Genomic DNA, 25851 nt, shown 5'->3' on the forward strand with positions numbered 1-25851 from the left:
TTACATTAAAATAGTTAACGTTTTCCTTTACCTAATAATATTCTATATAAATTTTCTAATTCCTTCTTAAATAGATAAAATTTTTAAAACAATTTTAAAATATTTGTTTTAACCCATAACAAAACTCTACTGAAATAATTCCAGTAGAGTTAATTAAAAAAATACATTTTGTAAACAAAATGTATTTTATATATTCATTTATTTAGCATAGTCAACTGCACGGGTCTCTCTTATTACATTTATCTTGATTTGACCTGGATACTCTAATTGTTCTTCTATCTTCTTAACAATATTTCTCGCCATCTCAATTGCCCCTGCATCATCAACTTGATCTGGTTTAACCATAATTCTAATTTCTCTTCCAGCTTGAATGGCATATGACTTTTCTACACCTTCATATGAAGTAGCTATTTCTTCTAATTTTTCTAATCTCTTAATGTAAGCTTCTAAAGTTTCCCTTCTTGCCCCAGGTCTAGCTGCTGATATAGCATCTGCCGCTTGAACAAGTATTGCTTCAAGAGTTTGCATTTCTTCATCACCATGATGAGCTCCTATAGCATTAACTACAGCTGCTGACTCATGATATTTTTTTGCAAGTTCTCCACCAATAACTGCATGAGGTCCCTCATATTCTTGGTCAACTCCTTTACCTATATCATGTAAAAGACCTGCTCTTCTAGCTAGATTTACATCTAAACCTAATTCAGATGCCATTAGTCCTGCTAGGTATGAAACCTCTATTGAATGTTTTAAAACATTTTGACCATAACTTGTTCTGTACTTTAGTCTTCCTAGAAGCTTAATTATTTCTGGATGTAATCCATGAACACCAGTTTCGAAAGTTGCTTGTTCTCCCTCTTCCTTAATGTCATTTTCTACATCTTTAATAGCTCTTTCTACCATTTCTTCAATTCTAGCTGGATGAATTCTTCCATCTACAATTAATTTTTCTAAGGCTATTCTTGCAACTTCTCTTCTTATTGGATCGAAGCTTGAAAGAATAACAGCTTCTGGAGTATCATCTATTATTAAATCAACTCCTGTTAATGTTTCTAAAGTTCTTATGTTTCTTCCTTCCCTACCAATGATTCTTCCTTTCATCTCATCATTAGGTAAGGCAACAACATGAACTGTAGTCTCAGAAACGTGGTCTGCTGCACATCTTTGAATAGCAGTAGTAATTATTTCCCTTGATTTTTTATCAGCTTCTTCTTTGGCCTTAGTCTCAAGTTCTTTAATCAGCATAGCTGATTCATGTTTTATTTCTTTTCTTACTTCATCTAATAATAATGTTCTTGCATCCTCGCTTGAAAGATTTGATATTCTTTCAAGTTCAGCTCTTTGTTCACCGTATAAACTTTGTACACGTTCTTCAAGTCCTTGAATTTCTATAGATTTTTTGTTCATGCTATCTTCTCTTTTTTCAAGCATTTCACTCTTTTTATCTAATGACTCTTCCCTTTGGATAAGTCTTCTTTCAAACCTTTGAATCTCATTTCTTCTATCACGAGTTTCCTTGTCAAGATCTGACCTTAGTTTGTGTACCTCTTCTTTTGCTTCTAATATGGCTTCTTTCTTTGTAGATTCGGCTGCTTTTTTAGCCTCCTCAAGAGTTGCATTAGCTTCTCTTTCTAAGCTTTCCACCTTATTTTTTGAAGCTTTTTGTATAAGAGTGTATTGAATAAACCCTACTACCCCTAATATTATTATTCCTATAAGTATTTCTACTACCATATAAACACCTCCTCGCTTATTCTCTCTATAAAAACATTTCGCGTAGAAAGGTGCCATACTATTCTCACTGTAATTTTTTGAATATGATAAACCAGTATTTGTTATTATTGTATAGTAATTTTATGTTTATGTCAAGGTTACGCCTTGCGTATATTATATGCTAAAAAGCAAAAATTATTCTTATCTTAACCTAGATATAATGAGCTTTCATAACTTTTTAACTTCCTTAAAATGTAGAAACTTTTAATTAATGTTAACATATTCATAAACACCTAAATTTTTATGTTTTTAATAATATAAATTCATAAATTGCGTAAAAAAAAAGATAAGGAAAAATCCTTATCTTTTTCATTAGCTCTCAATAGTTTCTTCAACATTTACTGCTTCTACAGCCTTAGCTAAAGGTAAATCATACTTTTCTCTTATTTGATTTTCTATATCTAATGCAACTGATGGATTTTCTTTTAGATATTGCTTAGCATTTTCTCTACCTTGGCCTAGTCTTATATCTCCATATGAGAACCAAGCACCACTCTTTTGCACTATGTTTTCTTTAACTCCAACGTCTACTATGTTACCTTCTTTTGAGATACCTTCATTATACATTATATCAAATTCAGCTTGTTTAAATGGAGGAGCAACCTTATTTTTAACAACCTTAACTCTTGTTCTATTACCAGTTATTCCGTCACCTTGTTTTATTGAATCAATTCTTCTTATATCCATTCTAACTGATGCATAGAATTTTAAAGCTCTACCACCTGGTGTTGTTTCTGGATTTCCGAACATTACACCAACTTTTTCTCTTAATTGGTTTATAAATATTACTACACAGTTTGATTTATTTATTGTTCCCGTTAACTTTCTTAAAGCTTGAGACATCAATCTAGCTTGAAGTCCAACATGAGAGTCTCCCATTTCTCCTTCAATCTCAGCTCTTGGTACTAAGGCAGCAACTGAGTCAACAACCAAAACATCTATAGCTCCTGATCTAACTAAAGCTTCTGTTATCTCTAAAGCCTGTTCTCCTGTATCTGGTTGTGAAACAACTAAATCATCTATATTAACACCTAATCTTCTTGCATAAACAGGGTCTAAAGCATGCTCAGCATCTATATACGCTGCTGCCCCCCCTAGTTTTTGAGCCTCTGCTACTACATGTAAAGCCACTGTTGTTTTACCTGAACTCTCTGGTCCATATATCTCGATAATTCTTCCTTTTGGTACCCCACCAATTCCTAAGGCTATATCAAGGTCTAAACAGCCAGTTGAAACAGCATCCATTTGAGGAGCACCTTGCTCTCCAAGTTTCATTACTGATCCTTTTCCGAATTGTTTCTCTATTTGACCCATAGCCATCTCAATAGCTTTTAATTTATCTTTATCTATATTTGCCATACTTAACCTCCTTAAATAACCGAACATAAGTTCTATTAATATTATAATATATACAAAAAAAAAGTCAATATTAACATGAAGCTCTAAAAAGAACTTCATGCCTTAATAATTGACCATTTTTTCACTTTTAAATCATTATTTGTAAGTATTTATAACATTTTTATTTTTTCTAAAGTAATCTATTCCAGAAATTATTGTTATCGCAACAGCTAAATATAGGAATATATCCGGAACATATATAAAGAAGTTTTTCAAGAAACTATTTCCTACTACTAATTCTTTAATTCCTGGAGAATTAATTATGTTTACTTGTAATAATAAAAGTACTATTGCAATTATTTGAATTACAGTCTTAATTTTTCCCCACCAACTAGCAGCTATAACCAGTCCCTCTGATGCCGCGATAGTTCTTAAACCAGAAACAGCAAACTCTCTAGCTATTATTACAATGGCAGCCCATGCTGGTACTAATTGCAATTCTACCAAAGATATAAGTGCCGCTGTCACTAAAAGTTTATCAGCTAAAGGATCCATAAACTTACCAAAATTAGTTACTTGATTTCTAGATCTTGCAATATACCCGTCTAGTTGATCTGTTACAGATGCTATTATGAATATAAGTGTTGCTATTATGCTTCCATATGGTAAGTTTTGAAAGGCTATAAATACTAAAAATACGGGAACTAAAATTATTCTAATCAAAGTTAATTTATTTGCAAGATTCATTGCATACAACTCCTACCAAATCATATTCTAAGGCCTTTTCAATTTTAACTTTACAGAATTGGTCTTTTTTAGCTCCATTTCCTTTTACAAAAACATTTCCATCTATATCTGGAGCCATTTCGTAACTTCTTCCTATATAGTATTCCCCATTAAATCTCTCAATAAGAACATCGTATTCTCTTCCTACTTTATTCTTATTTATTTCTTCTGATACTTCCTTTTGAAGTAACATTATTTCTTCTTCTCTAGCTTTTTTAACATCTTCATCTATTTGATCTTCCATTATAGCAGCTGGTGTTCCTTCTTCTCTTGAATAAGTGAAAACTCCAACCTTATCTAATTTTATTGTTTTTATAAACTCTTTTAATTCATTAAAGTCTTCTTCAGACTCTCCTGGAAATCCAACTATTAAAGAAGTTCTTAAAACTATATTAGGTATGTTTTCTCTTAAAGCATTAATTTTACCTATTATTTCTTCTTTTGTTGTTTTTCTCCCCATTCTCTTTAAGACATTATTGCTTATCTGTTGTATAGGTAAATCAAGATAATTACAAACTTTATCATTTGTAGCTATCTCTTGAATAAGTTCATCATATATTGCCTCTGGATAGCAATAAAGAACTCTTATCCATTCTATTCCTTCTATTTTAGCTAACTCTTTTAAAACTAAGTGAAGCTTCTTTTCACCATATATATCTATACCATAATTAGTTGTATCTTGAGCTATTAATATTAACTCTTTTACTCCACCTTCAGCTAATTTTTTTGCTTCATCAATTATGTTTTCTAAAGCTCTACTTCTAAACTTACCTCTTATTTTAGGAATAATACAGTAAGTACAGAAGTTATTACATCCTTCTGCAATTCTTAAATATGCAGTTGCTTTATCAGTTGTTATCAATCTTAAACCTTCATTAATTGATATATCACTATAATTTGTTGCTGTAACCTTATTACTATTTCCATTTATAAAGTTCATTATGGCTTCATTTATTTTAGCATAATCATTAACACCTAACATTATATCTATTTCTGGCATTAATTCTAATAATTCATCACCATATCTTTGAGTTAAGCAGCCTGTAGCTATAAGTAACTTACAGTTGTGACTTGTTTTGTATTTTGCCATATCTAATATTGTGTTTATGGATTCTTGTTTAGCCTTTTCAATAAACCCACAAGTGTTTACTATTATTATATCCGCTTCCTTTGGGTTATTTGTAAGTTCATACTCATTTTGAACCATCCCAAGCATGATTTCTGAGTCTACTCTATTCTTATCACAACCTAAACTCACCATTCCTACCTTATATTTCGCCAAATCTACTTCCTCCTACGTTTAAATATATATTTCTTATTTTAAAACTCTTTTTAAAATTAAACAAGTTTTTATTTCATATTTTCTAATTCATCTTTGCTAATTAAAATTTGTCTTGGCTTACTTCCATCTCTTCTAGAAATAACACCACATTCTTCTAGTTCTTCTATTATTCTTGCCGCCCTGTTAAATCCTATTCTTAATCTTCTTTGTAAATAAGAAGCTGATGCTTGCCCACTCTCAACTACAATTCCTATAGCTTCATCTAAAAGCTCATCTCTATCTCCATCACTATTTCCTTCAGAACCAACTGATGCCGAATTTATATGTTCTAATATGTCCTCTTCATATTGAGTATCTTTTTGTGATTCTTTAATAAAAGATACAACATGTTCAACCTCTTCTTCTGAAATAAAGGCTCCCTGAACCCTCTGAGGTTTAGATTCTCCAACCGGATAGAATAACATATCTCCTCTACCTAAAAGTTTTTCTGCTCCTGCTGAGTCTAATATTGTTCTTGAGTCGATTTGGCTTGAAACTGCGAATGATATTCTAGATGGTATATTTGCTTTAATTACTCCTGTAATTACATCTACAGATGGCCTTTGAGTAGCTATTACTAAATGCATTCCAGCCGCTCTAGCCATTTGTGCTAATCTACATATATAATCTTCCACATCGTGAGGGCATGCCATCATAAGATCAGCAAGCTCATCTACAATTATAACTATATAAGGAAGCTTCTCAGGTACCTCTCCCCTAGTAAATAAAGCATTATATGATTCTATATTTCTTACTCCATTATCAGCAAAAAGCTTATATCTTCTAGTCATTTCATTTACAGCCCAGTTTAATGCAGCTGCTGCCTTCTTAGGATCTGTAACAACTGGAATTAATAAATGTGGAATTCCATTATAAACATTTAATTCAACAACCTTAGGGTCTACCATTAAAAGCTTAACCTCATCTGGAGAATATTTATATAGTATACTTACTATTAAAGTATTTATACATACACTCTTACCAGACCCAGTTGCCCCTGCAATAAGTACGTGAGGCATCTTACTTAAATCTGTAACGACAGCCTTACCTGTAATGTCTTTTCCTAATGCACATGCAACCTTAAACTTATTATCTATAAATTCTTTTGATTCTACAATTTCTCTAAAAAATACTGGTGTTTGTTCTTTATTAGGCACCTCAATACCTATAGCAGCCTTTCCTGGAATAGGTGCTTCTATTCTTACCCCTTTAGCCGCTAATCCTAAAGCTATATCATCAGCTAAGTTAACTATTTTACTAACCTTTATCCCTGCCTTAGGTTGAAGCTCAAACCTAGTAACAGATGGCCCCTTTGTTACCTGAAGTATTTTAGCTTCTACTCCAAAACTCATAAGAGTTTCTTCTAGTTTAGCCGCATTAGCTAACAATGCTTTTTTGTCATCCTTATCTAATTCATTATTATTATTAAAATTTAATAAATCCGCATTGGGGGCAACATAACTAGCTCCTACTGGTGGATTTTTACTTGATATATTATTTGATATTTCTTCTCCTATGGCTTCTTCATTATTATTATCTGAATTAAATCTTCTTTGTTCTATTATTGTATTATCTAAACTTAAATCTCTAGGCATTTTAGACTCTTGCTTGAATTGATTTATTTTAATATCATCCTTTGCCTTTGCATTACTTTCATTTTCTTCATCCTTAATATCATTTAATGACGAATTCTTCATAAAATCTAATATCTTTATTTTATTATTTCCTTCTGACTTATCATCTTCTAAATTTTTCTTATTAATTTCCTTATTATCTTTAGAAGAACCATCCTTTTTCTTTAAATTGATATAGTCATCCTTCTCATACTTTTTATCAACAAGTTTCACTTTAGAAGCTTTCTCCTTAACTCCACCAAAGAAATTTCTTATTGAAACTAAATTATAATCAAATATAAGCATTGAAGATATAAGATATAGAGTTATAAAAATAACAAAAAGTCCTATTTTACCTACTAATTTATATAAAGGTAATACTATTAAAAATCCAACTATACCTCCATGCCATCCACTTGCTGAATTCCATATGGTTTTTATAGATCCCCATAAATTACCTTGGACATAATAATCATTTATATTTACTGTCTGAATAAGCAACACAGTGGTTATTAATGCTATAGTTATTCCTAACCCAACTCTAGAAAACAATACTTCTCTTTTAAATAAGAAAAGCTTTGTACATAAATATATTATGTAAATTGGAATAAAAAAAGCTCCAATCCCAAAAAAACCTATTAGTAAAGTTCTTGATATAACACTTAAATATCCTGCTTTATCAGTATATAAACTAAACATAACTATTAACGAAACACATATAGCTACTAAAGCATATATTTCTTCTGTAACTTTTATTTGGCTTTGATTTTTCTTTTTTCCAGTCTTAGTTGCGGTTTTCTTTTTTCCCCCAGCCATACTTAACTAAATCACCTCACCTATTTTAATTTTAAAATGGTAAAATACTTGTACCAAAAAATATTATATACATAAAAGAGTATAAATTGTCAAAATATTTTTATATTACATAAATAGAACCATAGAAATTCTATGGTTCTACATTATAAGCTTCTATTAAGCTATTTAACTTATCTAAGGCTTCTTTAACACCGCCAACTTCGTTTATTAATCCACACTGAACAGCCTCTTCGCCAACTAATATTGTGCCCATATCATTTAAAAGCTCATCAGTCTGCATCATCATTTCTTTAAGTATCTCTAATTTTATACCTGAAGTTCTTATTATAAATTCATTTATTCGCTCTTGCATTTTATTGAAATATTTAAATGTTTGAGGAACACCTATTACAAGGCCATTCATTCTTATAGGGTGTATTATCATTGTTGCTGATGGCGAAATAAAAGAATATTGTGATGCTGTTGCTAAAGGAACCCCTATGGAATGTCCTCCTCCAATAACTAAAGACACTGTTGGTTTTTTTAGACTTCTTATCATCTCAGCAATAGCTAAACCAGCTTCCACATCTCCTCCAACAGTATTTAAAACAAATAGTATTCCTTTTACTTTATCATTTTGCTCTAAATCAATTAATTGAGGAATCATGTGTTCATACTTAGTTGTTTTAGTTTGTGGTGGCTGAACACTATGACCTTCTATCTGCCCAATTATAGTTAATACCTGTATATTAGAATCTTCTTTTTTATTCTCGGGCATAACTGCTCCAATTTCTTTTATTTCTTCTATACTCTTATTTTTATTATTACTATTCTCATTTTCTTTATTATGTTCCATTTATCTCCCTCCTGTACTATTGTTATTTTATACAGAAAGGAAATTTATATACATTATTTCATAAAAGCTCTATGAAGTGCTTTTATAGCCTCTTTTACATTTTTGCTTTCAACAAGACACCATATTGTCATATGTGAATCTGCTGTTTGTAAAACTTCTATGTTCTCCTTATCTAAGGCTCCTACTATTTTTGCCATAACCCCTGGAAGTCCCTTCATTCTTGATCCAACTATAGCTATTGTACTTAAATCTTCTACTAAACTGTACTTTAAATTACTTTTTTTCATAATATCTTCAAATAGTTCCTTAACATTTGAATCTATTGTAAATACCTTTTCTTTAGGGAAAATATTTATTAAATCTAAGCTTATTTTATTATTTGCAAGACTTTCTAAAACAGTCTTATAATTATTATTATTTTCATTTTCATCAGCTTTTATAGAAACTTGTATTCTATTTTCTTGATGAGTTATTCCTGTTATAAACTTATTATTATTTATATCACCTAAATTGTCTATTACTGTACCTTCACAAGAACTCATAGTGTTCTTTATTACTAAAGCAACGTTACCTTTCATAGCTATTTCTATAGCTCTTGGGTGGATAACTTTAGCCCCTTGGTCTGCTAATTGGAATACTTCATTATAGCTTATTTTGTTTATAAGCTCAGCCTCTCCAACTATTCTTGGGTCAGCAGTCATTATTCCATCAACATCTGTATATATTTCAACCTCTTCAGCCTTTAATGCTACTCCTAAAACAGCTGCTGTGGTATCACTTCCCCCTCTTCCTAAAGTAGTCAAGAAACCATTTCTATCAACACCTTGGAATCCAGCAACAACAGGAACTTTTCCTTCCTTGATAACTTCTAATATTAATTTAGGATTTATATCTATAAAATCTGCACTTGAATAATTATCATCTGTAAGTATTCCTGCATTTCCTCCTGTTAAAGGAACTGCATCTATATTAGCATTTTTTAATTCATTACTCATAACAACAGTACTTATGATTTCTCCACATCCCATAAGTAAATCTGTAGCTAACTTATTTTCTTTCTTAAACTCTTCTGACACTAGCCCTAAAAGCGTGTCAGTTGCATAAGGCTCCCCTTTTCTACCCATAGCAGATACAACAACCACTGGTACGTATCCTTTATTTATTGCCTCTCTTACTTTTTCTACAACCATAGTTCTTCTTTCTTTAGTTGATACAGAAGTACCCCCAAATTTTTGTACTACTATTTTCAAAATCCCCACGCTCCTATAGTTTTGTTTTTTTTATCATATCACTGTCTACATCTAATATTATGGTTTTAGCGCCTATTCTTTTTACATTTTCCCACTCAATTTCCAAATATTCATCTGAGTTAAAAAGATTAAACTTTCCACCACCTAAATTTACTATTAAATATTTTAGATTTCCTTCTTCATCTATAATAACATCATTGTTTATAAGTCCGCTATATTTTTCGCCATCATTTATATTTATAATTTCATATCTTTCTATTTCGCTCAAATATTTAACATTATTACTCATAAAGCATACCTCCACTTATTTATTAAAACAATAAATAATATGTTACTATAAACAAATATATGTCAAATTACTCTTAAAAGAGGTAAGCTTTATGAATAATGAAAAAAATAAAAAGGCAATAATAATTGCCTTTTACTATTGCTGTTTATTTTCTTCTTCAGCTTCTTTTATTGCATCTTTTCTTGAAAGATTTATTCTACCTTGAGAATCTATTTCTGTTACCTTGACTAAAATTTCATCTCCAACAGATACTACATCTTCAACTTTTTCTACTCTCTTAGCATCTAACTTAGAAATGTGTACTAAACCTTCTTTATTAGGTAACACTTCAACAAAAGCACCAAATTGGGCAATCTTTGTAACTTTACCTAAGTAAATTTCTCCAGCCTTAACTTCTTTAGTTAAACCTTCGATTATTTTTATAGCTTCTTTAACACCCTCTGTTTCAGATGATGAAACATAAACTAATCCATCTTCTTTTATGTCTATCTTAACACCAGTATCTGCTATTATTTTATTTATAACTTTTCCACCAGCACCAATTACATCTCTTATTTTTTCAGGATCTATTTGTAAAGTTGATGTCTTAGGTGCATATTTTGAAACCTCTTCTCTAGGAGCTGGTATACATTCTTTAATCTTATCTAAGATCATTAATCTTGCTTTTCTTGCTCCGTAAATAGCATCGTGTATAACTTTCTCTGAAAGGCCTGCTATCTTAGTATCAACTTGTATTGAAGTTATTCCTTCTTCAGTTCCAGCCACTTTAAAGTCCATGTCTCCAAAGAAATCTTCTAAACCTTGGATATCAGTTATAACTTCTTCCTCAGTTAAATCTTTTGAAGTTATTAATCCCATAGCTATACCAGCTGCTGGTCTCTTAATTGGAACACCTGCATCTAGAAGAGCTAATGTACTACCACAAACTGAAGCCTGTGAAGTAGATCCATTTGAACTTAATACTTCTGATACTAATCTTATTGTATATGGGAACTCAGCTTCTGAAGGTATAAGTGGTTCTAAAGCTCTCTCAGCTAAAGCTCCATGACCTATTTCTCTTCTACCTGGTCCTCTTAATGGTCTTACTTCTCCTACACTGTATGCTGGGAAGTTATAGTGATGCATGTATCTCTTAGATTCTTCTTCACCAATACCATCTAATATTTGAATTTCACTTATTGAACCTAAAGTTGCAACAGTCATTACTTGAGTAAGTCCTCTTGTAAATACTCCTGTTCCATGTGTTCTTGGAAGTATTCCAACTTCACAACCTATATTTCTAACCTGATCGAAAGCTCTTCCATCTGGTCTCTTACCTTCTTTTAAAAGCATATGTCTTACAACTTCTTTTTGCATGTCGTAAACAGCTTCTCCAATATCAGACATATTATCTGGATATTTTTCTTCAAATTCAGCATTTATTTTAGCTTTAACATCATCCATAGCAGCATTTCTTTCATCTCTATCAGTAATGTGCATTGATTCACTAATCATATCAAATGCGAATTCTCTTACAGCTTCCTCTATTTCTGCTGGTACTTTATGTAGTTCTGGCACTTTTTTCTCTTTACCAAACATACTTACAGCTTCTTCTTGGAATTTTATTATATCTTGACACTTATCAAAACCAAATTTGATAGCGTTAATCATTGTTTCTTCTGGGATTTCATCTCCACCAGCTTCAATCATCATAACTCTGTCCTTAGTTGCACAAACAGTTAATTGAAGTGAGCTTTCTTCTCTTTCCTTTGATGTAGGGTTTAATATGAATTCATCTCCTATTAATCCTACTTGAACTGCAGCTACTGGAGTATTAAAAGGTATGCTTGATAAACATAATGCCATTGACGCAGCATTTATAGCTAATATTTCAGGAAGGTTATCATTTTCTACTGAAACAACTGTACATACTACTTGAACATCATTTCTATATCCTTTTGGGAATAAAGGTCTTAAAGGTCTGTCTATAGCTCTACCATTTAGTATAGCTTTTTCTGAAGGCTTTCCTTCTCTTTTTATAAATCCACCTGGTATTTTACCAACTGAATATAATCTTTCCTCATATTCAACACTTAGTGGGAAAAAGTCTATTCCCTCTCTTGGTTTTTCTGATGCATTTACATTTGTTAATATTACTGTATCACCATAACTCATTAGTATAGCAGCATCTGAAAGCATTCCTAATTTTCCGAACTCAACTTTCATTGGTCTTCCTGCTATAACAGTTTCATGTGTATGATTCATATAAATACCTCCTTTCGGTATATAAAGACTAAATTTTTACAATATTAATATTTTTAAAATAATAGAGCGGTAAAAAACCCGCTCTACTAAATTATCTTCTTAATCCTAATTCTTTGATTATAGCTCTGTATCTTTCGATATCTTGCTCATATAAGTAGTTTAATAAACCTCTTCTTTGTCCAACCATCATTAAAAGACCTCTTCTTGAGTGGTGGTCTTTTTTGTGTGTTCTTAAGTGATCAGTTAAAGAGTTTATTCTCTCTGTTAATAACGCGATTTGAACCTCTGGTGAACCAGTGTCTCCTTCGTGTCTTGCATGCTTAGCTATTATTTCTTGTTTTCTTATTTTATCCATTGTTACACCTCCGAAAAATTATCCCCTAGTTCCAAGAAAAAAGACGGTTACCCTTAAATCTTAGAGTTAGGTTCTATATGATTATATCAAAACTCGCTTTTCTTGTAAATCTTTATTACAAAGAAATTTTTATGTTACTTTTTTCTGCGAATTTTTTATCCTTAATCAACTGTTCTTTTAATTCTTCCAAAGAATTAAATTTCTTTTCATTTCTTATTTTATTGATAAAGTAAAGTTTTATATTCTTTCCATATATATCTTCATCAAAATTTAGTATGTGAGTTTCTACTGTAATATTCTTACCATTTACCGTAGGATTATTCCCTACAGATGTTATACCTTTATAAATTTCTCCATGAATCTCTACATTAGTATAATAAACTCCTATTTTAGGAAGTATGATTTTTTCAGCAGTTTTCAAATTAGCAGTTGGAAAATTTATTGTTCTCCCTATCTTCTTTCCACTTACCACTTCACCACTTAAAGAAAAATATCTGCCTAACATATTATTAGCATCCTCTAACTCACCTTCTGATAAAGCTTTTCTTATTCTTGTTGAACTAACTACTTCTGATTTATATGTAAATGGCTCTATAACACAAAGTTCTATTCCTTTTAGATTACATAATTCCTTAAGCAATCTAACATCCCCCTTATTCTTATGACCGAATCTATAATTAAAACCTACAACTATTCCCTTTACATTATAGTTCTTTATAAGATTGTCTATAAACTCTTCAGGCTCTAACTTCATAAACTTTTTGTCAAATTCAACAAAACTACTTAAATCAACTTTTAAATCTTCAAGAATTTTTATTTTTTCACTTAAAGTCACTATAAGTTTTGGAGCACTCTCCTTATTTATAAAAGTCCTTGGATGATTTTTAAAGGTATAGACCATACTTAATGCATCATTATTCTTAGATAACTCAATACTTTTGTTTATTAAAGCTAAATGACCTTTATGAATTCCATCAAAACTACCTAATGCTATATAGGTACTTTTTTGAATCACTCTATTAAAATCATTGTTTATTAAAATCATTGACTACTCCTCTATCAGCAATTTCTCTAATTTAAATCCTTTTTCATCCCTTTTTCCTAATCCTAAGAAGACTCCGTTATCTTCATATACCCTGTATAGCTTATCAAATTGAATTTCCTCACTATACATTCTGCTGTCAAATACTTTAACACCATTTCTTAAAAGTTTACTGAATTTCTCATTTACAATAATTTTTTCAAAAGAATCTAAAGCATCCTCTATAGAAATAAGATGTTTTTCTAAAAGTTCTTCTGTTAAATCCTCTATATTTATGGCTTTTTCCTTTGTAAACGGACCATTTTGTATTCTTTCTAGGGCAGTCATTGTTGCTCCAACATTTAATTTTTCTCCAATATCATAGCAAAGACTTCTTATATATGTTCCCTTAGAACAACAAACATCCATCTGTATATTATCATTTGATTCTATTTTTATGTTTTCAATAGAATAAATAGTAATTTTTCTAGCCTCTCTATGAACTTCTATTCCTTGGCGTGCTAATTCATATAATCTTACTCCATTTTGTTTTAAAGCAGAATACATAGGTGGAACTTGATCTATTGTTCCTACAAAAGAATTTATACATTCTAATATTTCATCCTTTGTTATGTGCGAAGCATCCTTCTCCTTTAAAACTTCTCCTTCTAAATCGTAAGTATCAGTAATCATTCCAAGCTTTAAATTCACTCTATAGACTTTTTTATTTTCCATTATATAATCTATAATCTTTGTGGCTTTCCCAAGACAAACAGGTAAAACTCCAGAAGCCGCTGGATCTAAAGTTCCTGTATGCCCTACCTTTTTCATCTTTGCAATTCTTCTTACCATGGCTACAACATCAAATGAAGTCATTCCCGTATTTTTGTATATGTTAATTACTCCATTCATATGTTACACCATCTCTTTTGTAAGTATTTCTAATATTTTATTCTTAGCTTCATCCATAGTTACACCTTTAATAAATGCTCCTGCAGCCTTTGTATGACCACCGCCCCCAAAGTTTTCTGCAATCTTTCTAACATCTAAAGCATCTTTTGATCTGAAACTAACCTTTACTCCTTCATCTACCTCTTTAAGAAGTATGCATCCTTCTACTCCCTTTATTTGGTTTCCTAAGGATACAACATCTGAGCTATTTTGTACTTCTTCTCCAATAGAATCCAACATTTCTTTAGTAATTCTCATAAGGACTATTTTATTATTACAAACTAGCTCCATATCTCCTAAAACTAAAGACATTAATTTCATTTTAGCGAAAGGCTTATTATCAAATATATTTCTATGAATCTCATCATGTTTTATATAGTTGACTAGTTCACCAGCTATTATATGAGTTCTTTCTGTAGAATTTGAATATCTAAAAGAACCTGTATCCGTTACTAAAGATGTATATAAGCATTTAGCTATGTCTTCATTAATCTCAATCTTTAATTCTTTTAATAACATAAATATTATTTCAGCCGTTGCTGCAGCTTCAGTATCAACATAGTTAACAACACCATATTTATCATTTGATAAATGATGGTCTATATTTACTATGTTTCCTTTGAATTCACTTAAGTCTGCAGAAATTCTCTCAACGTTTCCACAATCTAAAACTATAACACAATCTGTATCTTCTGATGGCTTTATAACTTCTCCAGTTATTTCCTCAGCATAAGGCAGAAAGCTTAGGTTATCTGAGACTAAGTCTTTAGAGATAACATAAGCTTCTTTACCATAACTTCTGATACCTTGAAGTAGTGCTAATACACTACCTAAGGCATCACCATCTGGAGATACATGATATGTTATACCAATCTTTTTACTTTTATCTATAATTGATATTACATCATGAAATCTCATTTTTATTTCTCCTTGATTTTGTGTAGCAATGACTCAATGTACATTGCATTATCTATAGAATTATCTTCTTCAAATAATATTTCAGGAGTACTTCTTAGCTTAACTCTATTTCCAACTTCTCTTCTTATGAAACCAGCTGAACTCTTTAGAGCTTTTAAGCTTTCCTCTTTTTCCTCTTCATTTTTAGCGAATAGGCTAACAAAAACTTTAGCGTATCTTAAATCCTTAGTAACCTCAACATGAGTTACACTTACCATAGCTGTTAGTCTAGGGTCTTTTATTTGATTTCTTATGATATCACTTACTTCTTTTCTTACTTCTTCGTTTATTCTTTTACCTCTGAAGTTAGCCATATAAATCACCTCTTTATAAAATTAAAGTTCTTTTCTTTCTATAGCTTCCATAGTATATGCTTCGATGATATCGCCTTCTTTAATATCATTAAACTTTTCTACACTGAATCCACATTCATATCCAGCATTAACTTCCTTAACATCATCTTTAAATCTCTTTAATGATGCTAACTTAGATTCGAATATTACGATACCTTCTCTTATAACTCTCACATCTGCATTTCTAACTAATTTACCAGTTAATACATATCCACCAGCAATTGTTCCAACATTAGAAATTTTGTAAGTAGCTCTTATCTCAGCTGTTCCTAATACAACTTCTCTGTATTCTGGATCTAACATACCAATCATTGCTGACTTAATATCTTCTATAGCATCGTATATTACTCTGTAAGTTTTAACTTCAACTCCATCTCTTTCTGAAGCTATTACTGCATTATTATCTGGTCTAACGTTAAATCCTATTACTATAGCGTTAGATGCAGCTGCTAGTGTTATGTCAGTTTCACTTATAGCACCAACAGCACCATGAATAACTCTAACTTTTACATCGTCAGTTGATAATTTTTCTAATGATGCTTTTATAGCTTCAACAGATCCTTGAACATCAGCTTTAACTATAACTGAAAGTTCTTTAACAGAGCCTTCTTTTATTTGGCTATATAAATCTTCTAATGAAACTCTATGTGAAGTTGCGAAACTTTCTTGTCTTAACTTTTCTTTTCTAGCTTCAGCCATGTTTCTAGCAGTCTTTTCATCTTTAACTACTGTAAATCTATCTCCAGCAGCAGGAACTTCTGAAAGTCCTAATATCTCAACTGGGATTGATGGTCCTGCTGATTTTATCTTCTTACCAGCATCATCAAACATAGCTCTTATTCTTCCATAAGTTGATCCAACTATTATTGAATCTCCCATGTGTAAAGTACCGTTTTGAACTAATAATGTTGCTACAGCACCTCTACCTTTATCAAGTTTAGCTTCAACAACTGTACCCTTAGCTCTTCTACTAGCATCTGCTTTTAACTCTTGCATTTCTGAAGTTAAAAGAACCATTTCTAATAAAGTATCAATGTTCTCTTGAGTTTTAGCTGAAACTGGTACTGCAATTATATCTCCACCCCAGTCTTCAACAACTAATCCATGCTCAGTTAATTCTTGTTTAACTCTATCTGGATTAGCACCTTCTCTATCCATCTTGTTTATAGCAACTATCATAGGAACGTTAGCTGCCTTACAGTGGTTTATAGCCTCTACTGTTTGTGGCATTATTCCGTCATCAGCCGCAACAACTAAGATAACTATATCTGTTATTTGAGCTCCTCTAGCTCTCATAGCTGTGAATGCCTCATGTCCTGGTGTATCTAAGAATGTTAAAGTTTCACCTTTTACTTCAACAGTGTAAGCACCTATGTGTTGAGTTATTCCACCAGCTTCTGTACTTGTTACTTTTGCTTTTCTTATAGCATCAAGTAATGAAGTTTTACCATGGTCAACGTGACCCATAACTGTTATGATAGGTGGTCTCTTAGCTAAGTTTTCTTCTTCTACATCAGTATCTTCTTCGAAATCTTCTAAAGTATTTTCTTCTTCTTTTTCATAAACTGCAACTTCATACTTTTCAGCAACCTTTTCAGCTGTTTCAAAGTCGATTTCTTGGTTTATAGCAGCCATTACCCCTGTGAAGATAAGAGTTTTTATAACATCATTAACTGGTTTATTTAATTTCTCAGCTAATTCCTTAACTGTTATAGTCTTTCCAATCTCGATAACTTCAACTGCTTGATCCATATCATCTTCGTCATCATTTTTCTTTCTTTTCTTTTTCTTTTTAGCAGCGTTATTTACCTCTTCAGCTAATTCAGCTTCGTATTCTTCAACTAACTCGCTATTTCCTTCACTACCTGCTAAAAGTTCTTTTATTAATGATGCATCTTCATCTTCTATAACGCTCATATGGTTTTTAACCTCAACGCCAAACTCATCCATTAATACATTTATAAGAACTTTACTTGGAACTCTTAATTCTTTTGCCAATTCATAAACTCTTATTTTTGACATATATTCACCCCCGAAAAAATTTAGATGAACTAATTATTATTAGAATATGACAAAAGTTTATTTGCCATATTCTCATCAGTTACTCCTAGTATATTGATTTCACATCTACCAATACTATATCCTAACTCCTCTTTTGAGAAATTATCAACATATGGTATGTTGTACTGTTCACAGTACTTAACAAACTTTTCTTTTGAACGACTTGAAATATTTTCTGAAAAAATGAAAAGATAAATTTTACTCCTCTTCATTTCTTCTTCACATTTATTATAACCTTCCAAAAGTTTTCCTGCTCTTTTAGTAAGTCCTAAAAAATTAAGAAATTTATTCATTCACTATCTCATCTCTCAATCTATCATAGACTTCATCTCCAATATTGGTTTGAAGATTCTTATTTAATCTTTTTGCCTTAAATGCTTTTTCTAAGCACTCGACACTTTTGCAAATGTAAGCCCCTCTACCTGACTTCTTTCCTGTCAAATCTACTGAAACTTCACCTTCAGCATTTTTAACAATTCTTATCATTTCTTTTTTAGGCTTCATTTCCATGCAACCATTACACATTCTCATTGGAATTTTTTTTGGTTTCATTTTGTCACCTCCAAAGTCTAGAAGTTATTATTCTTCTATTATAATGTCTTCTTCAACAACAATATTCTCTTCTTTTAATAACTCTTCTGCTTTAGATTTGCTCTTTATGTCTATTTTCCAACCAGTTAATTTAGCTGCTAATCTAACATTTTGTCCTTCTTTACCTATAGCTAATGATAACTGACTATCATCAACTATAACTTTAGCTGATTTAGTTTCTTCATCTGCTTCTACGTTTATAACTTTAGCTGGACTTAAAGCATTTGATATATATTCAGATGGAACATTGCTCCACTTTATTATATCAATTTTTTCATTTTTAAGCTCATCAACTATATTTTGAACTCTAACACCCTTAGGTCCAACACAAGCTCCCATAGCATCTACTGCTTCATCATTTGAGTAAACAGCTATTTTAGTTCTTGATCCAGCTTCTCTAGCTATACTCTTTATTTCAACTATTCCTTCATATATTTCTGGAACCTCTAATTCAAATAATCTTTTAACTAAACCTGGATGTGTTCTTGAACATAAAACTGAAGCACCCTTAGATGTTTTCTTAACTTCAACTACATATAATTGTAATTTTTCATTGAAGTTATACTTTTCTGTAGGCATTTGTTCGTTTGGTCCTAAAACACCTTCTATTTTTCCTAAATCAACAAATACATTACCTTTGTCTTTTCTTATTACTGTACCAGGTAATATGTCAAACTCTTTTTCTGCAAATTCTGAATAGATTACATTTCTCTCAGATTCTTTTATTCTTTGAATAACCATTTGCTTAGCAAGTTGTGCCGCAACTCTTCCAAAGTTTTTAGGTGTTACTTCGATTTCTACTATATCATCTAATTGATAAATAGCACTAACAGCCTTTGCATCTTCTAAACTTATTTCTGTTACATCGTCATACACTTCTTCAACAACAACTTTTTGAGCATAAACATGGATTTCTCCTGTTTTCTCATCACGTTTTACCTTTACATTTTGTGCAGTTGTTCCTGAGTTTGAAAAGTTTTTCTTATAAGCTGCTATTATAGCGTCATCTATAGTTTCTAATAAAGCCTCTACTGAAATACCTTTCTCTTTTACTATTTCAGATAATGCCCCTAGAAATTCTTCGTTCATTTTTAAACCCTCCTTAAATTATATCTCCCCTTCAAGGTTCGCTGTCTTAATTTTATCTTTAGGAACTTTGATATCATTCCCTTCACATTCAACTACTATTTCATCTTCTTGTACATCTTTAAGAATTCCTTTTACGTTTTTTCTACCACTTAAAGAACTCTTAAATCCAACAAATACTTCACTTCCAACAAATCTATTAAAATGATCATCACTATGTAACTTTCTATTTAATCCTGGTGATGAAACTTCTAAGAAGTAAGCATCTTTTATTGGATCTTCTATATCAAGCATTTCACTTAATGCTCTACTTACAATTTCACAATCTCTTAGAGAAATTCTTTCCTCTGGTTTTTCTATATATAATCTTAAATAGTATTCATTATTTTCTTTTACATATTCTATATGATATAGGTCATATCCCTTTTCTTTAACTATAGGAGCACAAAGTGCTTCAAGATCAGCTACAAGTTGTTCTTTTTTCATTATACTTCCCTCCCTTATTAAGTTTTAAGTCTTATCTTTATTGTATCCAATAAATTAAATACCTATTAACTTATATAATAATAGGTATGCAAAAACGCAACTTTTTTCTAAGTTGCGTTACAAATAGAAAGAGCGGGCTTTTCTGTCCCACTCCTTTACCTCAAACTATTAGTAAAAAACTTCTACTTATATAGTAACATAGTATATTTTATATTACAAGAAATTTTTGAAATTAGCCAAACAAACTAAGTTGATTACTTTCTTGCATTCCTTCTAAGCATCCATGGTTATCTAAAGTTTCTATTACAGTCTTTGAAACTTTAGATCTAAGTCTTAAATCTTCTTTTGAAATAAACTCACCATTTACTCTACATTCAACTATACTTTTTGCCGCATTGTCTCCAACTCCTTGAAGAGCATTTAATGGTGGTCTTATTCCATCTTCTTCTATTTTAAACTTAGTTGCCTCTGATTTATATAAATCAACCTTTAAGAAATTCAAACCTCTTTTATACATTTCATAAGAAAGTTCTAAAATTGTTAAAAGCCCTTTTTCTTTTACAGATATACTATTCCCTAAACCATTTAATTCATCCATTTTAGCTTTTATAGCCTGTTCACCCTTACATATTAAATCAGCATCAAAATCATCTGCTCTAACTGTAAAATATGTTGTGTAATAAGCTTCTGGATAATAAACTTTATAATATGCTATTCTAACAGCCATCATGACATATGCAACAGCATGCCCCTTAGGGAACATGTATTTTATTCTTTTACAAGATTCTATATACCAATCAGGTACTTGTTTTTCTCTCATTAAGGCCTCATCGTCCTCACTAAGTCCCTTACCTTTTCTTACCTTCTCCATTATTGTAAATGCAGTTTTAGGTGGAAGATCTTTATACATAAGATAAACCATGATGTCATCTCTTGTTGCAATACAGTCTTTCAGTGTCGTATATCCTTCTTTAATAAAGTATTGTGCATTATTAAGCCAAACGTCAGTACCATGAGAAAGACCTGATATTCTGACAAGGTCTGCAAAACTCTTAGGTTGAGTATCAACAAGCATTTGTCTAACAAATTTAGTACCGAACTCAGGAAGTCCATAACTACCAACTTCACATCCTAACTCCTCTTTAGTTACTCCTAAAGCATCAGGTGCAGTAAATAAACTTATAACCTTAGGATCATTTAAAGGTATTGTCTTAGGATCTAAGCCAGTTAAGTCTTGAAGCATTCTAAGGACGGTAGGATCGTCGTGTCCAAGTATATCAAGCTTAAGAAGTCTACCACTTATTGAGTGATAATCAAAGTGAGTAGTTATAATATCTGTATTAACGTCATCAGCAGGATGTTGTATTGGACAGAAATTATATATTTCATTATCACTTGGAACAACCATGATTCCTCCTGGGTGCTGTCCACTAGTTCTTTTTATACCAGTACATCCAATAGTAAGTCTTTCTATTTCAGCTTGTGATACTACTAAATCTCTTTCTTGAAGATATTTTTTTACAAAACCATAGGCAGTTTTCTCTGCTACAGTACCTATTGTTCCAGCTTTAAATACATATCCCTTTCCAAAAAGAACCTCTGTGTACTTATGTACAACAGCTTGATATTCTCCAGAGAAGTTAAGGTCGATATCAGGCTCCTTATCCCCTTCAAAACCTAGGAATGTTTCGAATGGAATATCATGACCATCTTTAATATAATCAGTTCCACAATCTGGGCACTTCTTATCTGGTAAATCGGCTCCTGAACTTATTGAACCATCTAAGAAAAACTCTGACTTCTTACAATTAGGGCAAACATAATGAGGTGGTAATCCGTTAACCTCTGTTATATCTGACATTGTTGCAACAAAAGATGAACCAACGGATCCTCTTGAACCAACTAAGTATCCATCTTCTAAAGACTTAGCAACTAGTTTTTGAGCTATAAGATAAAGCACGGCATATCCATTATTTATTATAGAGTTAAGTTCTTTATCAAGTCTCTTTTGAACAACTTCTGGAAGATTATCTCCATATATACTATGTACCTTATTCATAGTCATAGTTCTTATTTCTTCCTCTGCTCCTTCTATTTTAGGCGGGAAGGTTTCATCTGGTATAGGTTTTACAACATCAACCATATCAGCTATCTTTTGAGTATTTTCTATTACAACTTCCTTACAAGCTTCTTCACCTAAATACTCAAATTCTTTCATCATTTCATTTGTTGTTCTAAAGTATAATGGTGGTTGATTATCTGCATCTCCATATCCCTGACCAGCCATTATTATTCTTCTAAACACTTCATCATTAGGGTCTAAGAAATGACAGTCACATGTGGCAACTACCGGTTTATCCATTTCTTTTCCTAAATCATATATTTTTTTATTTAATTCCTTGAGCTCTTCCTCATCCTTTACATTTCCCTTTCTTATAAGGAATTCATTATTTTGTATTGGCTGAATCTCTAAATAATCATAAAATGATGCTATCTCCTTTAATTCTTCATGAGTTTTTCCTTCTAAAACCGCCTTATATAATTGACCTGCCTCACAAGCCGACCCAATGATTAAACCTTCTCTATATTCCGTTATTAAACTTTTAGGAAGTCTTGGTCTTCTTGCAAAATAATCTAAGTGAGCCATGGATACTAATTTATATAAGTTTTTAATTCCAATTTGATTTTTTGCTAATATTATTATGTGATGAAGAGGTAATTTTCTTACATCTATATTAGATAAATATTTTTCATTTAATGCCTTAACATCATGAATATCCATTTCCTCTTTCATCTTTTCAAATGAAACTTTTAAAATTTCTGCAGTAGCCTTAGCATCATCAACCGCTCTATGATGGTTTTCTAAGCTTATACCTAAGTGCTTAGCAACAAGATTTAATTTAACTTTTTTTAAATCTGGATAAAGGTATCTAGCTAAAGGTACAGTATCCATTATAGGATTCTTAAGTTCCTTTCCTAAATCACCTAAGTTTTTCTTTATAAACCCAACATCAAAGGCAGCATTATGTGCTACTAAAACAGCATCCCCAACGAAATCCATAAACTTTGGTAAAACTTCCTCTATAGTCGGCTGTCCATCAACCATATTTTGAGTTATGCTTGTAAGCTCTGTAATTTTATATGGAATAACAACTTTAGGATCTACAAAAGCACTAAAGGAATCAATTATTTCTCCGCCTTTTAACTTAACAGCACCTATTTCTATTATTTTATCATTCTTACTAGAAAATCCTGTTGTCTCTAAATCAAATACTACATATTCATCATCAAAACTTTCTTCATGCCCATTAATAACTATAGGTGTTCCATTATCAGCTAAATATCCTTCTACTCCATAAATAACTTTTATATTATTTTTCTTAGCCGCGATTTGAGCATCTGGGAAAGCCTGAACAACTCCATGGTCTGTTATTGCCACAGCCTTATGTCCAAACTTAGCTGCTCTCTCAACTATCTTACTAGCAGAAGTTACTGCATCCATAGAACTCATAGTCGTATGCATGTGAAGCTCTACTCTTTTCTCCTCGGCTGTGTCCATACGCTCTATTTTAGTAAGCTTATTTATATCCCTAGCCATTATTACTACTTCTTTAGCATAAGGATCCATAGTAGCTTCTCCCCTTACCTTGCAATAAAGCCCTTTTTTAACATTCTCTAATACATGTTCTTTATCCTTATCTCTTAAGAAACACTTAACTGCTATTGAACTTGTATAATCTGTTATAAAGAATGTAAGTATTATTCTACCTGTCTTAGTTTCAAATATATCAGTTTTAAATACATCTCCAGCAACAGTTACTATTCCAGAACCCATATCTATGTTACATATATCTATAGTATCACCTTGAATATTTCTTCCAAGAATAGTATTTTCATTCTTAGGTTCATCCTTATATGATTTCTTTTCGTATGCCCCTTTGCTTCCTCCACCTGTTTTGGATTTATTGTCTACACTTTCCTTTTTAATAGACTTTTCTTGGGAAACTTGAGCCTTCATAGTTTCTATAACCTTTTTAGCTATTTCTTTGTTTTCATTTATCTTTTCGTCATTATAATTTTTATTAGCTAAAGATTCATCATATTTAAACTCTATAAAAGAATTAATTCCAAAAAATGATTTTATATATCCCTTTAATTCTCTGTCTATATTTTTCTTATTAACGAAAGTACACAAGAATTCTGATCCATTTCTTATAATTAATTTCTCCTCTTCAATTGTTATAGGAGAATTAAGTAAAATATTTTTTAAAACAGGATGTTTATCTATAATTTTTTCACAAATGTGATTCCAATGTTGATCTACTACTTGTTTTAGATTTATATCAGAAATATCTATGTAATACATAAGTTCTATATTTATTTCAAAGCCTATAGCCTTTTTTATATATTGCTTTATTATTTTTTTCTGTTCCTCTGATAATTGCTCTTTACTTTTTATTATTGTTCTCAAAGTATTACTTTTTTTTAATAACTGAAACTTAGTTATTTCAAACTCTAAGTCGCTCAGATTTTCATCTGATCTTATAGACCTGTTAATCTTTTTAACAAACTCGTTACTCAAAATCTAAGCCTCCTTTGAATCAAATCTAAATTTATCCCTATACGACATAAAGAAGGGATATTAATCCCTCCTTTAAACTATATTGTTTCTATTATCTTTATAAGCTCTTCAACTAAGTCTTCTTCTTTTACTTTTTTAATTATTTCACCTTTTCTAAAGATAAGACCTTCTCCCTTACCTCCAGCTATTCCAATATCTGCTTCTCTTGCCTCTCCAGGACCATTTACAACACATCCCATTACGGCAACTTTTATATTTTTCTTACAAGAACTTAATCTTTCCTCTACTTCTTTAGCTATATTTATTAAGTCGATTTGAGTTCTTCCACAAGTAGGACATGATATAAACTCTATTCCTTCTTTAACATATCCAAAGTTTTTAAGGATTTCCTTACCTACTTTTATTTCCTCAACAGGATCTCCTGTTAAAGAAACTCTTATAGTATCACCAATTCCCTCTGCAAGTAAAGTTCCTATTCCTATAGCAGATTTTATTGTCCCTCTCCAAGTTGTACCTGCTTCAGTAACTCCTAAATGAAGAGGATAATTAGTTTTTTGTGAAGCTATTCTATAACTTTCAATCATAGTTTCAACATTAGATGATTTCATTGAAATTACTATATCATAAAAATCTAATTCTTCTAATATTTTAACATGTTCTAATGCACTTTCAACTAGGGCATCTGGGGTAGGTTTTCCGTATTTTGCTAAAAGCTCTTTAGATAATGATCCTGAGTTAACCCCTATTCTTATAGGAATATTTTTCTCCTTACATGCTTTTACTACAGCTTCAACCTTTTCTCTTGATCCAATATTTCCTGGATTTATTCTTATTGCTGAAACCCCATTTTCTATTGATTTTAAAGCTAATCTATAATCAAAATGAATATCTGCAACTAATGGTATATTTATTTGTGATACTATATCCTTTATTGCACAAGCTGCATCCATATCTAAAACTGCACATCTAACAATATCACATCCAGCCTCTTCAAGAGACTTTATTTGTTTAACTGTAGCCTCTATATCCTTTGTATCTGTATTGGTCATAGATTGAATAGAAACTCTAAAGTCTCCTCCTACATATATACTTCCAACCTTAACCTTTCTAGTTTCTTTTCTATTCACTGGTAAATCCTCCTGA

20 protein-coding genes and 1 pseudogene are annotated in these 25851 nt (G+C 31.3%); all 21 read right to left on the reverse strand.

The features are described from left to right. Nucleotides 1-198: 198 nt before the first annotated feature. On the reverse strand, nucleotides 199-1734 hold the full coding sequence (gene rny / locus AC2JAQ_RS10560) for a ribonuclease Y (protein WP_488456424.1): 1536 nt from the start codon (nucleotides 1732-1734) through the stop codon (nucleotides 199-201). A gap of 351 nt (nucleotides 1735-2085) precedes the next feature. Further along, the gene (gene recA / locus AC2JAQ_RS10565; RefSeq protein ID WP_488456425.1) at nucleotides 2086-3132 is read right to left on the reverse strand and encodes a recombinase RecA; all 1047 of its coding nucleotides are present in this window, start codon (nucleotides 3130-3132) and stop codon (nucleotides 2086-2088) included. A gap of 135 nt (nucleotides 3133-3267) precedes the next feature. Beyond that, nucleotides 3268-3858 (reverse strand): CDP-diacylglycerol--glycerol-3-phosphate 3-phosphatidyltransferase, encoded by a 591-nt coding sequence (gene pgsA, locus AC2JAQ_RS10570; RefSeq protein ID WP_488456426.1) that lies wholly within the window; start codon nucleotides 3856-3858, stop codon nucleotides 3268-3270. Next, on the reverse strand, nucleotides 3842-5179 hold the full coding sequence (gene rimO, locus AC2JAQ_RS10575) for a 30S ribosomal protein S12 methylthiotransferase RimO (protein ID WP_488456427.1): 1338 nt from the start codon (nucleotides 5177-5179) through the stop codon (nucleotides 3842-3844). Before rimO ends, pgsA begins: the two co-directional genes overlap by 17 nt. A 68-nt stretch (nucleotides 5180-5247) precedes the next feature. Beyond that, nucleotides 5248-7647 (reverse strand): FtsK/SpoIIIE family DNA translocase, encoded by a 2400-nt coding sequence (locus AC2JAQ_RS10580; protein ID WP_488456428.1) that lies wholly within the window; start codon nucleotides 7645-7647, stop codon nucleotides 5248-5250. A 130-nt stretch (nucleotides 7648-7777) separates the two neighbouring features. Beyond that, complete coding sequence (locus AC2JAQ_RS10585) at nucleotides 7778-8482, reverse strand: ClpP family protease (RefSeq protein ID WP_488456429.1); 705 nt, start codon at nucleotides 8480-8482, stop codon at nucleotides 7778-7780. A gap of 53 nt (nucleotides 8483-8535) precedes the next feature. After that, complete coding sequence (gene dapG, locus AC2JAQ_RS10590) at nucleotides 8536-9732, reverse strand: aspartate kinase (protein WP_488456430.1); 1197 nt, start codon at nucleotides 9730-9732, stop codon at nucleotides 8536-8538. Between the two features lie 13 nt (nucleotides 9733-9745). Further along, the gene (locus tag AC2JAQ_RS10595) at nucleotides 9746-10021 is read right to left on the reverse strand and encodes a YlmC/YmxH family sporulation protein (protein ID WP_488456431.1); all 276 of its coding nucleotides are present in this window, start codon (nucleotides 10019-10021) and stop codon (nucleotides 9746-9748) included. 135 nt (nucleotides 10022-10156) lie between these two features. Then, nucleotides 10157-12265 carry a polyribonucleotide nucleotidyltransferase gene (locus tag AC2JAQ_RS10600; RefSeq protein ID WP_423237507.1) on the reverse strand — a complete coding sequence of 703 codons (2109 nt, stop codon included), beginning with the start codon at nucleotides 12263-12265 and terminating at the stop codon, nucleotides 10157-10159. A 91-nt stretch (nucleotides 12266-12356) separates the two neighbouring features. Next, nucleotides 12357-12620, reverse strand: a complete 264-nt coding sequence (gene rpsO, locus AC2JAQ_RS10605; RefSeq protein ID WP_003449423.1) for a 30S ribosomal protein S15 — start codon at nucleotides 12618-12620, stop codon at nucleotides 12357-12359. A gap of 115 nt (nucleotides 12621-12735) precedes the next feature. Continuing rightward, nucleotides 12736-13665: a bifunctional riboflavin kinase/FAD synthetase gene (locus AC2JAQ_RS10610; protein ID WP_488456432.1), complete on the reverse strand. Its 930-nt coding sequence runs from the start codon at nucleotides 13663-13665 to the stop codon at nucleotides 12736-12738. A 3-nt stretch (nucleotides 13666-13668) separates the two neighbouring features. Further along, nucleotides 13669-14553 (reverse strand): tRNA pseudouridine(55) synthase TruB, encoded by an 885-nt coding sequence (truB, locus tag AC2JAQ_RS10615; RefSeq protein WP_488456433.1) that lies wholly within the window; start codon nucleotides 14551-14553, stop codon nucleotides 13669-13671. A gap of 3 nt (nucleotides 14554-14556) precedes the next feature. Continuing rightward, nucleotides 14557-15510: a DHH family phosphoesterase gene (locus AC2JAQ_RS10620; protein ID WP_488456434.1), complete on the reverse strand. Its 954-nt coding sequence runs from the start codon at nucleotides 15508-15510 to the stop codon at nucleotides 14557-14559. A gap of 2 nt (nucleotides 15511-15512) precedes the next feature. Continuing rightward, entirely contained in the window at nucleotides 15513-15863 is a 351-nt protein-coding gene (gene rbfA, locus AC2JAQ_RS10625) for a 30S ribosome-binding factor RbfA (RefSeq protein WP_322502689.1), read from the reverse strand. 21 nt (nucleotides 15864-15884) lie between these two features. Then, complete coding sequence (infB, locus tag AC2JAQ_RS10630) at nucleotides 15885-17924, reverse strand: translation initiation factor IF-2 (protein WP_488456435.1); 2040 nt, start codon at nucleotides 17922-17924, stop codon at nucleotides 15885-15887. Between the two features lie 29 nt (nucleotides 17925-17953). Next, nucleotides 17954-18256 carry a ribosomal L7Ae/L30e/S12e/Gadd45 family protein gene (locus tag AC2JAQ_RS10635; protein WP_488456436.1) on the reverse strand — a complete coding sequence of 101 codons (303 nt, stop codon included), beginning with the start codon at nucleotides 18254-18256 and terminating at the stop codon, nucleotides 17954-17956. Continuing rightward, nucleotides 18249-18515 (reverse strand): RNase P modulator RnpM, encoded by a 267-nt coding sequence (rnpM, locus tag AC2JAQ_RS10640; protein WP_423237513.1) that lies wholly within the window; start codon nucleotides 18513-18515, stop codon nucleotides 18249-18251. Before rnpM ends, AC2JAQ_RS10635 begins: the two co-directional genes overlap by 8 nt. 27 nt (nucleotides 18516-18542) lie before the next feature. Further along, entirely contained in the window at nucleotides 18543-19643 is a 1101-nt protein-coding gene (nusA, locus tag AC2JAQ_RS10645) for a transcription termination factor NusA (protein WP_488456437.1), read from the reverse strand. A gap of 18 nt (nucleotides 19644-19661) precedes the next feature. Next, nucleotides 19662-20126: a ribosome maturation factor RimP gene (rimP, locus tag AC2JAQ_RS10650; protein WP_488456438.1), complete on the reverse strand. Its 465-nt coding sequence runs from the start codon at nucleotides 20124-20126 to the stop codon at nucleotides 19662-19664. 232 nt (nucleotides 20127-20358) lie between these two features. Continuing rightward, nucleotides 20359-24708, reverse strand: coding sequence for a PolC-type DNA polymerase III (locus AC2JAQ_RS10655; protein ID WP_488456439.1), 4350 nt, complete (start codon nucleotides 24706-24708; stop codon nucleotides 20359-20361). Nucleotides 24709-24785: 77 nt separating this feature from the next. Then, a pseudogene (gene ispG / locus AC2JAQ_RS10660) lies at nucleotides 24786-25838 on the reverse strand (flavodoxin-dependent (E)-4-hydroxy-3-methylbut-2-enyl-diphosphate synthase); the annotation flags it as partial. Nucleotides 25839-25851 lie beyond the last annotated feature (13 nt).

Source organism: Clostridium sp. LIBA-8553, assembly GCF_057782465.1.

Coding starts and splice junctions, on each gene's coding strand:
- rny (WP_488456424.1), bottom strand. CDS start 1,734: ATGGTAGTAGAAATACTTATAGGAATAATAATATTAGGGGTAGTAGGG.
- recA (WP_488456425.1), bottom strand. CDS start 3,132: ATGGCAAATATAGATAAAGATAAATTAAAAGCTATTGAGATGGCTATG.
- pgsA (WP_488456426.1), bottom strand. CDS start 3,858: ATGAATCTTGCAAATAAATTAACTTTGATTAGAATAATTTTAGTTCCC.
- AC2JAQ_RS10580 (WP_488456428.1), bottom strand. CDS start 7,647: ATGGCTGGGGGAAAAAAGAAAACCGCAACTAAGACTGGAAAAAAGAAA.
- AC2JAQ_RS10585 (WP_488456429.1), bottom strand. CDS start 8,482: ATGGAACATAATAAAGAAAATGAGAATAGTAATAATAAAAATAAGAGT.
- AC2JAQ_RS10595 (WP_488456431.1), bottom strand. CDS start 10,021: ATGAGTAATAATGTTAAATATTTGAGCGAAATAGAAAGATATGAAATT.
- AC2JAQ_RS10600 (WP_423237507.1), bottom strand. CDS start 12,265: ATGAATCATACACATGAAACTGTTATAGCAGGAAGACCAATGAAAGTT.
- rpsO (WP_003449423.1), bottom strand. CDS start 12,620: ATGGATAAAATAAGAAAACAAGAAATAATAGCTAAGCATGCAAGACAC.
- AC2JAQ_RS10610 (WP_488456432.1), bottom strand. CDS start 13,665: ATGATTTTAATAAACAATGATTTTAATAGAGTGATTCAAAAAAGTACC.
- truB (WP_488456433.1), bottom strand. CDS start 14,553: ATGAATGGAGTAATTAACATATACAAAAATACGGGAATGACTTCATTT.
- AC2JAQ_RS10620 (WP_488456434.1), bottom strand. CDS start 15,510: ATGAGATTTCATGATGTAATATCAATTATAGATAAAAGTAAAAAGATT.
- rbfA (WP_322502689.1), bottom strand. CDS start 15,863: ATGGCTAACTTCAGAGGTAAAAGAATAAACGAAGAAGTAAGAAAAGAA.
- infB (WP_488456435.1), bottom strand. CDS start 17,924: ATGTCAAAAATAAGAGTTTATGAATTGGCAAAAGAATTAAGAGTTCCA.
- AC2JAQ_RS10635 (WP_488456436.1), bottom strand. CDS start 18,256: ATGAATAAATTTCTTAATTTTTTAGGACTTACTAAAAGAGCAGGAAAA.
- rnpM (WP_423237513.1), bottom strand. CDS start 18,515: ATGAAACCAAAAAAAATTCCAATGAGAATGTGTAATGGTTGCATGGAA.
- nusA (WP_488456437.1), bottom strand. CDS start 19,643: ATGAACGAAGAATTTCTAGGGGCATTATCTGAAATAGTAAAAGAGAAA.
- rimP (WP_488456438.1), bottom strand. CDS start 20,126: ATGAAAAAAGAACAACTTGTAGCTGATCTTGAAGCACTTTGTGCTCCT.